Raw genomic sequence first — 15,037 nt, forward strand, 5'->3', positions numbered from 1 at the left:
ATGCCGTAATAAGTCGGAAATCGTGCGGGTGGATACTCCCAAGCTTGCCCCCTGCGCGGATATCAGAAACGGTCCAAATCATCTCACATCCGTTGCATCGGACAAATTCGTCACCGTGATGAGATGGTTCGATGGGGAATCGAGCTCGAAAGAGATTCATACAGCCACAGTCTGGGCACGTCCCTTTGAACTCAGAATCCATACCATCGATTGTGTTGGGATACCGAAAAAACTGGGGTTGGGCGCAGGATACGAATGGGTGCAAAACGGGCAAGACGCCGTTCGGATGCAGTTGAGTCTGTGAATAATCAGAGAGTCAAGATTTCCACAGAAAGGTAGTGCTTCCTGCGCTCCCGCAGAAAGGTGGTGTAGTTTATAAGTAAGCCGGCCACCAGAAGAAGTATGTCCGATATCGGGATCTACGCCCGTGTTTCGACAGCTGATCAGGATCCCCAACGACAACTCGACGAGCTTCGGGAATTCGTTGAGGATACCTACGACGACCCAGAGGTACATACGTACGCCGACATCATCAGCGGTACGCAGACAGATCGAGGCGAGGAGTACCAGTGCCTTCGCCAAGACATCGAGGACGATGCTCTGGATGTCGTCGTGGTACACGAACTCTCGAGACTATCTCGTCTTGGCGCCGGCGAGATCCACGAGTTTCTCGAGTTCTGCCTCACCAACGAAACCGGCGTCCGAGATCTGGAAGTCGGCCTGGAGATCAGCCTCGCTGACGACCTCGTCGACCGCGCAGTCAGCCAGCTCATTGCCGGCGTGATGGGCGACCTCGCCCGCGTTGAGCACAAGCAGAAACTCCGCCGAATTCAGTCGGGCATCGAAGCTGCACAGGATGCCGGTCGCTGGACTGGACGTCCACCAGCCGGCTTCGAGGTCGAGGAGGGATATCTCCGTGTCGATGCCGACGAATTCCTCACCATTCGCCACGCGCTCGAACGCGTCGAGCAGGGCAATACCTACGGCGAAGCAGCGAACGGCACTCCCGTCGCCGAGTCAACATTGCGAACGCTCCACGATCAACGGCGAGACCTCTATTTCTATGCCGAGGCTGCCGACGAGCGGCTGCAAGTTGCGGTGGAGGAACTCGAACCACTGGGAGAGCCGACAGTACCCGCAGACAGCGACCTACCAGTACAGGAGATTAGGGCAATCGTCCGCGACGAGATTCAACGGCACAAAGAGTGAGACAGTATCTGGGTCCCAGAAATTGTCTGTATCTGCGCCTCTTCAAAGCTTTGTCTGTTCTTGTCACCACCTTCGTCACGCTATTAGTCAATAGACAAATCTGAGTCAAGAACATAAGAGATGAGGTTACACAGCGCCGGCCCAGCGTTGTGCCGGCGTCCTCGAACTCAGACAGGGATAAAATCCGGGTCAACGTCGTTGAGTCGGCCGGTTGTCGCGAAGAAATCGCGAAAGTCCTGGTATAGCTCGGTCGACTTGCCATCGGTATCGTATCGGAGCGTGTGGAAATCGCCGACCACAGCACAGTAGCGCTTCGCTCGCGTCAACGCGACGTTCAGCCGCCGGGGACCGTCCTGTGGTCGCCCGAGGAAGCCCAGGTCACCCTCGGCGTTACTTCGGACCAGCGAGAGGACGATCGCAGTTTTCTCGCTGCCCTGGAACGAATCGATGGTATCTACCGTGATCGCGTCGCTGGCATCGACGTGGTCGTCGAGTTGCTCCCGCACGAGCCGGACGTGCGCGGCGTACGGCGAGATTACGCCGATTTCGGCGGGTGGAACCTCGTCGAGTAACTCCGAGACGAGGTGGACGACCAGTCGGGCTTCGGTCGTGTTTGCTCGGGAGTGGTCGATGAGATCGACTGATCCACCGACGTTGTACCCCTGGATGGCCGGTCTGTCCGGAAGCGGCGTAACGACTTCGCCGTTCCGGAGTGTCCGGTCGTAAAACTCCCGATTCGAGAAGTAGGCGATGTCCGGGTGCATCCGATACTGGGTCTTGAGCTGGAGGCCAACCCCTTCGTAGACACCGCCGTCGGCGTAGAGATGCTCGAACAGCGAGAGCCCGTAACTCGACGCGGGTGGATCCTCGGTCGCACTGAACGGCGGGAGCTGTCGGTGGTCACCCGCCAGCACTGCGCGATCGGCCCGGGCCAACGGGATGCAGGAGGCGGTGCAGGTGGACTGCGTCGCCTCGTCGAGGACCACCAGATCGAAGTCTCGTGCGAGCGCGGCAGCGCTACTATTCGTCGCTGCAACGACATCCGCGCGCTCGGGAACGTCGCCGTACTGTCGGCGGACGAGATCGTGCGCCGACCGCCCGGCGTTCGCACGGTCGAGCGTGAATTCGCCGTCGCCGTGTTGCCCGTGGGCATGCAGCGACTGGGCGTCGGGTTCGTCGGGCGTGGACGACCCGACGACGAGGTTGTCGAGCGCCTGGTTAGAGTCGGCACAGACGAGCACGTCCTCGCCGGCGTCGACCGCCCGCCGGATGATCTCCAGCAGGGTACGGGTCTTCCCGGTGCCGGGCGGCCCGTGGATGCAGAACAGGTCGTCGGCCAGCAAGGCGTACTCGACCGCCAGTTGCTGCTCCTGGTTCAGTTCCGCGTCGAACGACTCACTCAACGCGGCCGCCTCGTTGGAGAAGGTTAGCGGACGGTCACCGACCAGTACCTCGCGGAACGTGTCGTCTCGAAGGTCGTCGACTGCGTCCAGCTCCCGCTGGAAAGGCACAGGATTGAGCAGCTCCGAGAGCCCGAACTCTCGGTCAGGTTCAAGCTGTGCCCCGACCGCAGCGGAGTCCTCGACGGCGCTCCAGTCGACTGTCAGCCAGAGGGTCAGCCCGCGGATGCGCTGGACGGTGGCTGCGATCGGGAATTGATCAGTTTCGTCGTCGGCGTGTAGCAATACTTCGTTGTCTTGGTAGATGCCGAACTCGTTTTCGACGAAGTACGCCCAGTCACCCTCCCTGCGATCCGCTTGGCTGGAATCCAGTTCGACCCGGAATCGGTAGGCGTCGTCGTCCTCGCCGAGACAGGTAAGCGCCGGGATCGCGGATTCACCCTGTTCGTACCGCTTCCGCGCCGACTGTCTGTATGCGCTCTCCCAGTTGCCGTCGCGAGTGGCGTCCCGCTCGTCAGCCACGTACGACCGAAACTCATCGAGTAGGTCACCGTCGACGGGATTACGCGGCCGTTCGTAATCATCGATCGGTGCGTCGTACCCCGGCGGGTACGATTCGGGCAGGTAGTCGGAGTGCCAGAAGCGAATACGGTCCGCCACTTGAGTTCGTCCGAACTCTTCGGCCGCGATCGGTTCGTAGTCGCCGTCGCGCTCGACGAGAAAAATCTCACCGCGCACGTCATGATCGGTGTACGCGACGAACTCGTTGGTGGGCTCGGCGTCGTCGCGGCCGTGAAGCGGAATGCAGGTCCAGTCCCGCTCGGGGTGGGCGAGTGACGCGTGGTGCCTGGCGAACTCGCCGATAGGGCGAACCGGCACGTCCGTGTCGGTCGTGTTCAGATCGCCCTCGTCGACTGCACACAGTGAGGCACGGGCTGGAGAAAACTGCTCGACAGCGTGCTCGAACAGCAGTGACATCTATTCGAAACTGCCACCCCGGACACACATAATCGTTCGTGGATTTGTGACACCGTCCGCGCCGTAAACGGCGCGGTTTCCCTCACCGGCGGAACGCGGAAGCGTTGAGAACTTACGTTCGCACACCGACGAGTGCAGGGAGTGTCACGTCCCCGTTACGACATCACAAGTGTCGCGGTGAACCGCGGTTCTGTGCCGTTCGAACGACAAGTGTTCCAGCGACGGCACCGATACCTGCAACGATGAACAGTGAACTCGAGTAAAACAGTGCTACTGTCCCGGCGATGAGTAATGGTCGGGACAGTTCACCAGCCGGCACGCCAGCCATCATTGCAGTCAATCCGACCACAGAACCGATTCCAGGGACTATGTGCGCGAGTGCTGCCCCAATGGCTGCACCTCCAGCCAAAAGCGGAAATATTGGGCCACCTTTCCAGCCAGTCTCCAGCATCACGCTCACCAGCATAATTTTCGCGACCCCAGCCACGAGCAACACCTCGGCTGTGAGCGGAAGCCCAGCAAAGAGCGTACCGATAGCTTCCTGACCTGAGAACAGTAATCTCGGTGCCACAGCTCCAGCGAACCCCAGAGCGAGACCTCCAACCGTTGAACGAATGAGGTGATTTTCCTCTCCTTGATGGGCTTGTAATAGATGTCGAAAGCGGAGGTACATCATGGAAACGAACCCTCCGAGTGCCCCAAAGAGAGCTGCTGCGATGAGACGCCATGTCGGGTTCGTCGAACGGAACTCGGGGACGGCGTACCCGAAATGTAACCCGTTTCCAGCGGCTACTTTGAGAGTCGTGAGCCCAAGAGCAATCGCAGCAAGCCCCGGTAGCCACTTCCACCATCGTGGAACCAGGGGGACGTCGCCATTTTTGACGGGGCGATTGAGTCCACCGGTCGCAGGAAAACAGAGGTCTTGGAACGACGTACTCGTACCCGCGATCGTCCCAGTCCACGCAGTACGCCTCGCATGTTTCAACCTCGCGAGAGCGTGTGAGCTCATCCCACCGCCAATCGCCATTAACGCAAGTTCGGGACCGAGACTCGCCCCGAAGGAGAGCGAGACCAGCGAATTTATTGCCCCTTTCGAGATTTCATCGTGATCAACGGTCCCGCCGCCACGGATTTCGGCCAGTAATTCTTCGACACCGCCCGGATAGTCGCCAAAATGGATGCGCCCGAGTCCGAGCGTGATACCTCCGACAGTACAGATAAGAATTGTATACACCGGATGATTCGGCAATACTGTGATCGCCTCTGGAATTGTTTTCCAGAGGAGAGACGTAATCCAGTAGAGAATGCGAAGGAATGCACCCGTCATAAGCCCGATGACGGTAGCGAGACAGACTGCGAGAAGGACGACGCGGGAGAGGTTGCGAACCGCGAGCGAGATGGTGCGTCCTTGGTAGCCGTCCCTCGGTATACCAACCATCGCCGTGTGGGCTACTCTACCGGATGGAGTAGGTAATCAATTTTGCTTTGACCATGACCGCCTTCAGAGCGACGCTATCCATTTGCCTTCTGGGAATTCAGCAGAGCAATTCTCTGAGGATGTCAACAGGGAAACTCGAAGTCACGGCACGAAACGAAACCCACTACACAGGACGATTTGTATACTCTAATCTATGCTGGCTCTGCCAGCCGCGAGTATGATATCGGCAGTTCTAGTACAACTGAGTGAAATTGGTATCACGAGTGGCTACGGACTGGTCGTGTTTTTTCTGATTGGCCTCCTCGGCGGTGCACACTGTATTGGAATGTGCGGACCGCTCGTTGCAACCTACGCCGAGCGTCTGGAAACCGACGACCGCTGGTCGGGCGCACTCACCCTCTATGAAGTGCGACAGCACACGCTGTTCAACCTCGGCCGGACGATGAGCTACGCCCTCATCGGAGCTGTCTTCGGGACTGCCGGCGCGCTCCTCTACGGGACGATCGGGCTCGCCGGGATTCTCGGGCCAGTCCAGGGTGTCGTCGGCATCTGTATCGGCGTGGCAATCCTCGGGATGGGAGTCACCCGGGTAGCCGGCTACCAACAAGGAGCCGTCGAAGGTGTGATTGCCGATACTGGTATCGGATCAGTATTCGCGCGAACCTACACAGTGATCTCGACACGGATCGACCGCTGGGTCAACGGCATCGGCATCGTCGGCCTCGGCGCACTGCATGGACTGTTGCCGTGTATGCTGCTCTATCCCGCATTCCTGTACGCGTTCGCACAGGGCTCGCCTGTACATGGCCTCCTCTCGCTCGCCGCGCTCGGCCTCGGGACGATCCCGAGTGTGTTCCTCTACGGAACGGTGATCCAGACAGTGAGCGCCCGCCAGCGACAGGTGGTCCACTATGGACTCGGTGTGTTGTTCATCGGGCTCGGATACGTACTGTTGGCGATGGGGCTCATGCGGTTTGGCGTCATGCTCCCGTTGCCCGACATCCCGTACTACCAACCGATCGCCGACTCGGGGGCGGTTGCGTAACATGTCCACCTGCACACTCTGTGACCTCCCTGTCGAAGACCCAATCATCGACGAGGCCATCGACGGCGAGTTCTGCTGTCGGGGGTGTCTAGAGGTCGCACGCCTGGTCGACAACGGTGAGGATGTCGACCTCTCCATTGCGGCCGTCCGTGACCGCGTCGCGGCCGGGGATTCCCGACCCGATGTCCCCGAGGGTGCCGAGACGGCCTACCTCTCGATCGACGGCATGCACTGTCAGACCTGCGAAGGATTCATCGAACTCCTTGCCGAGGAAGCGGACGGCGTTCACGAGGCACGTGCGAGCTACGCGACCGAAATGGCGCAGGTGGTGTACGATCCTGACCACGTCGATCACGACGCGATCGCCGCTGCACTCAGTCGACTTGGCTATCAGGCCCACGATCCCGACGAGGAAAACGACTCGCTGCGTTCACGCGTCGAGTTCGGCAAATACCGTGCAGTACTCGCGGCGGTACTGATGATGCCCGTGTTGATTCTCTACGTCCTGTTCATCTATCCGGTGTATCTCGGCATCTATCCCGAGAGCTTCCTCTACGGGAGTACCGTCGAGGCGATGGTGTTCGGGCCGCTCGCGGTCTGGAGCACACTCATCGTTATCGGGCTCGGATACCCCATCTTCCGCGGGGCCTACGTGAGCCTGAAAGTCGGGCGCCCGAACATGGACGTGTTGATCGCCATCGCGGTGCTCGCAGCGTATCTCTACTCGCTGGCCACCTACTTCACGGGCGGGCGCGACCCGTACTTCGACGTCGCAGTGATGGTCCTTGCAATCGTCACTATCGGCAACCATCTCGAGTCACGGGTCAAACGCGCTGCGCTCGGGAATCGCGCTGACCTCACTGATTCACGCGTCGAGGAGGCCCGCCGGCTCGACGACGACAGCGAGGCCACCGAAACCATCGACATTGCAGCGTGTGAGCCCGGCGATCAGCTATTAGTCAAACCCGGCGAACGGATCCCAGTCGACGGCCAGATCATTGACGGGACTGCCGCGATCGATGAGGCACTCATCACGGGTGAATCTCTCCCGCAACGAAAATCCGTCGGGGACGACGTACTCGGCGGGTCGATCCCCACTGACAATGCGGTTGTCGTCGAAGTTGGACCAGAAAACACCAGCACGATGGATCGCCTCGTCGAACTCCTCTGGAACGTCAAGAGTTCTGCGACAGGCGTCCAGCATATGGTCAACCGTTTTGCGGTACTGTTCGTCCCGCTCGTACTCGGGCTTGCCGCACTGACTGCGACTGGCTGGTTCGTCCTTGGCAACGACCCGAATACCGCTATACTGGCCGGTGTCTCCGTGTTAGTGGTCTCGTGTCCGTGCTCGCTCGGGATCGCTACCCCGCTCGCCCTCGCGGCGGCCACCCGTGATGCCACCGACAATCAGGTGCTCGTCCTCAACGAGACAGTGCTCGAGCGGATCGACGACTCCGAAGTCGTCGTGTTCGACAAGACCGGGACGCTCACCACGGGAGACATGGAGCTTGTGGACGTCGTCGGCGACGACCCCGACGAAGTGCTTGCGATGGCGGCCGCCGTCGAACGACGGTCGAGCCACCCCATCGCCGCTGCGATCGACGATGCTGCCCCGCCGACCACACGTTCTGTATCAAGTTTCGAGAGCGCCGACCGTACGGTATCGGCCCTCGTCGACGATACCCGCGTAGTTGTCGGCCATCCAGACTCCTTCGACGCCGACGAGTGGACGGTTCCTGCGGAGATCGACGCAGCCATCACGGACGCCTACGAATCGGGTACCCATCCCACGGCGGTTGCCTGGGACGGTGTCGTCCAGGGGATCGTCTCGGTCCGAGATACGCCGCGCGAGAACTGGGACCGCGTGGTTTCCGATCTCGCGGCTGCGGACCGGGACATCGTCGTGCTGACCGGTGACGACGAACGGATGACCGAGACGTTCGCGAACCATCCAGCAATCGATCACGTATTTGCAGGCGTGCGCCCCGAGTCGAAGGAGGTGATCGTTCAAGGACTCCGCGAGCGCGGGACGACGACGATGATCGGTGATGGAACGAACGACGCGCCCGCTCTCGCGAGCGCAGATCTCGGGATCGCTGTTTCGAGCAGCACCGATCTGGCGATCGAGGCGGCCGACGCGGTAGTACTGGACGACCGTCTCGACGCCGTTCCCGAGGTCTTCGAGCTGGCGAGTGAAACGCGAGGCCGAATCAAACAGAACCTCCTCTGGGCGGCTGGCTACAACGCGATCGCGCTCCCACTGGCGATGGCTGGCCTAATCACGCCGTTGATCGCCGCCGTTATGATGGCAATCAGTAGTCTCATCGTCGTCTTCAACTCGAAGCGCCGACTCCTTCCGGCGAACGGAGAGCAGGTGGCCGCGACCGACTCTAGCGAGGGCAACGACCAACTGGGATCTCCCGCACACTCGGACTGAACGGTCGACCGCCAAGCATCGGGCCTGACATCCTCCCTGCCTCAAAGGGAGACATTCTCCCAGACTCGCCGTAACTCCACACGCGGCCCTAGCCCTATTGCTGTAGACCCACGATAGTCCACACACAATGAACGTCGCAGTGATCGGCGCGAACGGTGGCATCGGCCGCGAACTGGTCCAGCGACTCGCGGACGCCGGGCACGACCCGATCGGGGTCGTCCGTGACGAGGCCCAGTTCGAGACAATCCGCGAACGGGGTGGGGAGCCCCGCCTCGGTGACCTCGAAGGTGAGTTCGCCACGGCACTCGAGGGCGCCGACGCGGTCGTGTTCACGGCCGGTGCCGGCGGGGACACTGGCTGGGACAAGACACTCATGATTGATCTCTGGGGCGCACGGCGAACGATCGACGCCTGTGTCGAGCAGGGCATCGACCGCTTCGTGATGATCAGTTCCATCCAGGCCAGCAACCCACTCGCTGCCCCGGAGGCCATTCGGCCGTATCTGGTCGCCAAGCGATCCGCCGACGACTATCTGCGGTCCACAGGACTCGAGGCGACGATTGTGCGACCGACCGCGCTCACCGACGACGAGGGAACTGGTCAGATCTCGGTGGCCTTCGAGCACCGGGGTGAGGACGGCGACGATATCCCGCGAGCCGACGTGGCACAAACGGTCGTCGCCTGTCTCGAAACTGCGGCGACGACCGGCGAGACCATTCGCCTCTTCGGCGGTGAGACTCCGATCGAGCAGGCGATCATCCCCGACGAGTAAATCACGAGTTCCGACGATCGCGTCGACATGCAGTTCGAGCCACTGTTCGACCGCAATGTGGCGATCAACCTGGGACTCCTCAAGACCATCCAGCATTAGGTCTTCGGCCACTACTCGGGGTCGCTCGTCCTCGACGACGGAACTACGCTCGAAGTTGACGCGGTTATCGGGTTTGCCGAAGAAGTACAAAACCGATGATGAACGGCCGCCGATCAAGCCCCGAGACGTACCGGGCGGTGTTACAGTCTTGCCGAGGCCGTCTGCATCGGCAGTGACCAGCGAACGGCCACGAGGCTTTATTCTCTCGTCTCCAAATATGTCGAGGTATGTCAGCGCTGGCGGCGCAGTCGGTACGTGAACTCGCAACGGCAGTGCGTGATGGAACGCACTCGTCTCTAGCACTCGTCGAGACGGCGCTGGAACGTATCGAGGCGACTGCGGAGTTGAACGCGTTCATTACTGTCCTCGAAGACACGGCTCGTGAGCGCGCCCGTACGGCCGATCGAGCGGCCGCTCGCGGTGAGAATCTCGGTCCACTTCACGGCGTCCCGGTTGCGATCAAGGATCTCCGGAGTCGGAAAGCAGGAGTTCGAAATACGATGGGTCTCGCGCCACTGGCAGACAACGTCGCCGAGGTGGATTCGATTGCTGTCGAACGGTTGGAAGCCGCTGGCGCAGTCATCATCGGAACTACCAATACACCAGCCCTTGGTCACACGATCAAGACGGAGAACCGCATCGCGGGGGCGACACCGACACCGTTCGATCACGACCGATCGGCTGGTGGGTCCTCTGGCGGCTCGGCGGCTGCACTCGCAACAGGTGCAGTGCAACTCGCGACCGGCTCGGATATTGGCGGCTCGCTACGTGTCCCCGCCGCCTGCTGTAACGTCATCGGCCTGAAGCCCACGTTCGGACTGGTTCCCGAGCGCGTTGCCGACGATGGGTTCAGCACCCACTCGCCGTTTTTCGTCGGCGGGCCGATGGCCCGGACCGCCGAGGACACAGCTGTGTTCCTGGATGTCCTCGCGGGACAGGACAGACGAGATCCGTTCAGCGTCCCTCGTCCGGAGTCGGACTACGTGCAGGCGACCGACCGGGCGACAGACGAGCTCGCGGTGGCATATAGCCCGAATTTGGATCTGCAACCGGTCGCACCGGCAGTGCGTGCGACGGTTTCGGCTGCTGTCGATGATCTTGCAGCGGCGGGTGCGACCGTCGATACTGTCGACGTGTCTCTCCCACCGTACGAGGACCTGTCGATGGCCTACGTCGAGCAGGTCGGCGTCTTCTTCAGTGCGTTCGCACAGCAGATCGCCGAGCGGTACGACATCGACTTCGAGACGGCTGACGTCGAGGAGACTGTCCGCTCGACGATCGCACTCGGAACGGAGACCGACGCCACTGCCGAACGACTCCAGAACGTCCCCCGGACGGCTGCATACGACGGCATCGAAGCCATCCTCACAGACTATGATGTCCTCGTGACGCCGACACTTACGGTCCCACCGTACAGCAAACATCTCGCGAACGGCTACCCGACAGCAATCGACGGCCAGTCGGTGATGGGTGTCCCGACCGATGCGATGCTGACGTGGGTGTTCAACCTGACCGGCCATCCTGCAGCGTCAGTGCCTGCCGGCCTCACCGATGACGGGCTTCCGGTTGGCCTGCAGATCGTCGGCAACCGGTTTGCTGAAAAGGATATCCTGAGCACCGCCGCAGCGCTTGAACGAGCCCGGCCCTGGACGGATCGCTATCCCGCAGCCAAGTAGACGGTACACTCTGTTACCCTGCAGATTCACAGAACAGGTCGTCAGGTGATTGATTTCAGGCTCATCGATTTCTGTCCACCGATAGCACGAATCTTAAGAGATTTCAGGCGCAGCCCCCTGCCATTCGATAGTGGGTTCTCGCGACCGACGCGTCCCAAATCCAATTCGTTGGCTACTGCTCGGTGTCGGTGCCCTGCTGGCACGGGGCGGCGTCGTCGACCGTGGGCGTGCCGAAGAGACGACAGATCTGGCGTGGCCGCGCATCGTGACCGGTGTGGCGCGGATGTCCAAGTCCGCGGCCGATGTCGCGATGGTCGGCACGGCGTTGGGAGCGGCAGCCATCGCGGGCGTCGGGTTCGCAACGCCGTTCTGGGCGCTCGCGTTCGCAACCGGGGGCGGCGTCGCCGGGGCCACCATCAGTCTCGTCTCCCAGCGGTACGGGGCCGACGCGCCCGAATTCATCTCGCTGGCGGTCACGACGAGCGCGTTCGTCGTTCTCGCGACGATGGTGCCACTGGCCGTCGTCTTCTGGGCCGTCCCCGAGTGGTTCGTCGGGCTCATCGCCAGCGACGGTGCGGCGCTGTCGTACGGCACGGAGTATCTCCGTGTCGTGGCCTTTGGCGTCCCGTTCGCCGCACTCAATCTCATCGGGAGTCGCACACTCGTCGGGGCCGACGATGCCTGGACGCCGATGATGCTGCGGGGTACTGGCGCGGTCATCAACGTCGCCATCAACGCCGTCCTCATCTTCGGGTTCGGACTCGGCGTCGTCGGTGCCGCCATCGGGACGGTCGTCGCCAACGTCGTCGTGCTCGCATGCTTCGTCGCGGGGTTCGTCGGCCTCCGACTACCGATCGTCGGCCAGTTCCCGGTCACCATCGACCTCTCGGCACCACCGGTGACGGCGAGTGAACTCCGCGATATCGTCACCATCGGCGCACCGCTGGCGTTCACGAACCTCGCACGGCGCGGGGCCCAGATCCCGATGCTCGCCGTCGTAGCCCTGTTCGGCCCCAACGTCGCAGCCGCGTACGTCGTCGCACGTCGTGTGCGAGACCTCCTCGATACGCCCGGGTGGGGCTTCTCGCTCGCGTCGAGCAGCCTCGTCGGCCAGGTGCTCGGCACGGGAGACGAACAGCACGCGGATACCTACGCTCGCGAGATTCTGCTCTTCGGAACCGTCGTGTACGCGATCGGTGCGGTGGCTGTGATCGTGCTCGCCCGTCAGGTTGCGGGTCTGTTCGTGTCCGACCCTGGGATGGTGCCGCTCGTCACCACGTTCGTCGTCGTCGCCGCTATCAGCGTCGTCTTCCGTGGCATCAACGCCGGGACGACCGGACCACTCAGGGCGAGCGGTGACACGCGCTGGCCGCTCTATGGACAATTCCTCGGGCTCTATGCCGTGACACTTCCGCTGGCGTACGCTGGCGCGGTCACTATCCCGTTTGGCCCGCTGGCTGCGGTGACGCCGCTGGGACTGCCAGCCCTGTATGTTGCCCTCGTCTTCGAGACACTCGTCCCTGCGCTCGTCACGTACTATCGGTTCGATACCGGGTCGTGGAAGGTCGTCAGCCGCGCGTACCGCCCGGAGCCGACAGCCGACGACTGAGGTCACGAGCCGACAGCCGACCACGACGAAACGACTGCGTCGCTGCCAGTCGTGTCCAACGAGACGCCACAGGTCGCCGAAACGCTCCCTTCACGAGGAACGTTCACTACACCGGGAGCGGGCTCTCTTCGAGGGACTGATCTTCCCACTCGCGTTTGGAAACGAACAGAACGAGAAAAATGAACGGATTGAACGCATTCTGAGGAACGAACTGGTTGAGGAGAACCGGGCTGTCCGTACTTGATGAACGGAACGAATAAAAGAAACGAACGTAACGAATGAGTTGATGGCAACGAGTGCATCAGACTCAATGAACGAAACGAACAATTGGTTTTAACATAGTAGTAGTCCTCTCATCGAGTGAAATACCCTCACCGAACGCACCGAACTAAACGGCCAAAACGAACGAAACGAACATAACGAAGTTAACGAAGAAATGACCGATACCAACACCGCACGAATCACTGTGGCGAATCAGAAGGGAGGTGCCGGGAAGACGACTGACGTCATTCACACAGGGGGCGCACTCTCCGCCCGGGACCACGACGTCCTCCTCGTCGACATCGACTATCACGGGGGGCTCACCTGCTCGCTTGGCTACAACGATCTATACTACGATACCGACCGTACAACGCTGTTCGACGTCCTTGATTTCGACCAGATGGAGTTGGTGAATGACATCATCGTTGAGCACGAGGAATTCGACATCCTCCCCGCGAGTGAGAAACTTGCGAACAACAAGAACATCCAGACGTTGCTTGAGGCACCGAAGAGTCGAGAACGACTGGAGATGACTCTCGACGAACTCGACGAGGACTACGACTACATCATCGTCGACACACCGCCATCCCTGAACGTCCTCACCGACAACGCTCTCGTCGCGACCGGCAACGTCGTCATCCCAGTCATTCCCGAGAAGCTCAACGCCAACAGCCTCCAGATTTTCGCAAAGCAGCTGAGTTCCCTCGAACAGGCGTACGGAGACATCAATCGGCTCGCGATTGTTTGTAACCGTGTCGAACAGAACGGCGAACATCGCGACACCATCGAGGAGATCAAGTCAGCGTACTCACTCCCAGTGTTCGAGATCCCGAAGCGGACCGACCTCTCCCAGTCGATTGGCGAAGGAGTGTCTGTCTTCGGCTTCGGCAAGGAGAACCAGCGCGTCGAGGATGCACGCGACTTGTTCAACGAGATTGCCGACCTGTTCGACGAGACGTTTGAGAAGGCCACACCTGAGGAGGTGGAAGCATGAGCGACGGCTGGGGTGATGCTTCCGGCATTGAGGGCAACTACGAAGAGGAGGACGACGAGGTCGATTCCGGCGAAACGAGTGAGGTGAGTAAAACCGTGGAAACTAGTTCATCGACTGAAACGACCGAACCGACTTCAACGAGTGAAACGAACGAAACGAGCAAAACGAAGACGAATATCAAGGACGAGTGGAACGGGCGGACGATCTACATCCCCGACGATGTCCTTGAGGAGATGGAGGATACCTACCTCGAAACCCAGCTAAAGCTCCGCAAGGCGGGCCAGAACGAATTCAAGAAGAACCGCCACTTCTACCCGCTACTTGTGCAGATCGGTGTTGATGCTCTCTCTGAGGCAGATGCTGAGGAAATCCAGGCTCGGCTTTCAGAACTCGGTGACGGATGACTTCACGTAGAAGTGGATCTGAGATATTGTATAATGGGATATTCCCTGCCATTTGGGACGGCTTCGCCGCTTTGTGCGAGCGCACCCGCGTGTGAGGCTTAAGTGGGACTCACTTTACAGCAGAAACATACACACAATGACTGAAGACGCTCTCCAAAGAACTCGTTCGGATGGCTGACGAGACGCTTCCCACACCAGAGGAAACCCTCGCGATCCATGAAGAAACCGAGGCCGGGTACCCCGCCCCACCGTGGGCGGGGGTGAAGGCCGACACCCGCGGCAGCTTTTAACACCGTAGAGTCGCACATTCGCCATACAGCGATGGATTACTCGCACCGCTTTCAAGCGTACCCCGAGCAAGAAGGGCACGAGGAAGCGTGTGAGTACCATCTTGACCACCACCGCCAACTCTACAACCACGTTCTCCACGACTACGAGAACGCCCCTGAGAACGACAAGCCCACGCGGTACGACCAAAACCAGAAAGTGAAGGACTGGCGCAGCAGGTGGCCCGAATGGAAGCAGCTCTCCAGTACTGCTATGCAGGCCACCGTCCGCCGTTTCCACCACAACCTCCACGGTCTCTCCGCGCTCAAAGAAAACGGCTACAACGTCGGCAAACTCCAGTGGAAGGCACCACGGGACTACCGTTCGATTACCTACGTCGGGAAGAGCTTCGACCTTGACGAGAAGAGGGGCTCTTCCGACACTGGGT

At 60.6% G+C, this 15,037-nt stretch carries 10 protein-coding genes and 2 pseudogenes; 10 read left to right on the forward strand and 2 right to left on the reverse strand.

The genetic code is table 11. The features are described 5' to 3' along the window. Nucleotides 1-402 precede the first annotated feature (402 nt). A complete protein-coding gene (locus BMX17_RS17085) occupies nucleotides 403-1,209 on the forward strand; it encodes a recombinase family protein (RefSeq protein WP_092662321.1) in 807 nt (268 codons plus the stop codon). A gap of 167 nt (nucleotides 1,210-1,376) precedes the next feature. Here BMX17_RS17085 and BMX17_RS17090 read toward each other — a convergent pair whose 3' ends face one another. Continuing rightward, entirely contained in the window at nucleotides 1,377-3,587 is a 2,211-nt protein-coding gene (locus tag BMX17_RS17090; RefSeq protein WP_092662323.1) for an AAA domain-containing protein, read from the reverse strand. A 163-nt stretch (nucleotides 3,588-3,750) separates the two neighbouring features. Further along, nucleotides 3,751-5,025, reverse strand: coding sequence for a chloride channel protein (locus tag BMX17_RS17095; RefSeq protein WP_092662325.1), 1,275 nt, complete (start codon nucleotides 5,023-5,025; stop codon nucleotides 3,751-3,753). Nucleotides 5,026-5,218: 193 nt separating this feature from the next. Here BMX17_RS17095 and BMX17_RS17100 point away from each other — a divergent pair, with 193 nt between their 5' ends. The 9 genes and pseudogenes from BMX17_RS17100 to BMX17_RS17140 form a co-directional block, all read left to right on the forward strand. Continuing rightward, nucleotides 5,219-6,070 (forward strand): sulfite exporter TauE/SafE family protein, encoded by an 852-nt coding sequence (locus tag BMX17_RS17100; protein ID WP_092662327.1) that lies wholly within the window; start codon nucleotides 5,219-5,221, stop codon nucleotides 6,068-6,070. 1 nt (nucleotide 6,071) lies between these two features. Further along, on the forward strand, nucleotides 6,072-8,507 hold the full coding sequence (locus BMX17_RS17105; RefSeq protein ID WP_092662329.1) for a heavy metal translocating P-type ATPase: 2,436 nt from the start codon (nucleotides 6,072-6,074) through the stop codon (nucleotides 8,505-8,507). Nucleotides 8,508-8,634: 127 nt separating this feature from the next. Further along, complete coding sequence (locus tag BMX17_RS17110; RefSeq protein WP_092662331.1) at nucleotides 8,635-9,279, forward strand: SDR family oxidoreductase; 645 nt, start codon at nucleotides 8,635-8,637, stop codon at nucleotides 9,277-9,279. Nucleotides 9,280-9,390: 111 nt separating this feature from the next. Further along, nucleotides 9,391-9,477: pseudogene (locus tag BMX17_RS27550) on the forward strand (DUF2804 family protein); the annotation flags it as partial. A gap of 128 nt (nucleotides 9,478-9,605) precedes the next feature. Then, entirely contained in the window at nucleotides 9,606-11,054 is a 1,449-nt protein-coding gene (locus tag BMX17_RS17120) for an amidase (protein ID WP_092662333.1), read from the forward strand. Nucleotides 11,055-11,184: 130 nt separating this feature from the next. Beyond that, the gene (locus BMX17_RS17125; RefSeq protein ID WP_280141408.1) at nucleotides 11,185-12,663 is read left to right on the forward strand and encodes an MATE family efflux transporter; all 1,479 of its coding nucleotides are present in this window, start codon (nucleotides 11,185-11,187) and stop codon (nucleotides 12,661-12,663) included. 436 nt (nucleotides 12,664-13,099) lie between these two features. Next, nucleotides 13,100-13,918 (forward strand): ParA family protein, encoded by an 819-nt coding sequence (locus BMX17_RS17130; protein WP_092662335.1) that lies wholly within the window; start codon nucleotides 13,100-13,102, stop codon nucleotides 13,916-13,918. After that, nucleotides 13,915-14,322 (forward strand): DUF8160 family protein, encoded by a 408-nt coding sequence (locus BMX17_RS17135; protein ID WP_092662336.1) that lies wholly within the window; start codon nucleotides 13,915-13,917, stop codon nucleotides 14,320-14,322. Before BMX17_RS17130 ends, BMX17_RS17135 begins: the two co-directional genes overlap by 4 nt. Nucleotides 14,323-14,643: 321 nt before the next feature. Further along, nucleotides 14,644-15,037: pseudogene (locus tag BMX17_RS17140) on the forward strand (RNA-guided endonuclease TnpB family protein); the annotation flags it as partial.

Origin of the sequence: Halorientalis persicus (assembly GCF_900110215.1) — an archaeon.
GTDB lineage: Archaea > Halobacteriota > Halobacteria > Halobacteriales > Haloarculaceae > Halorientalis > Halorientalis persica.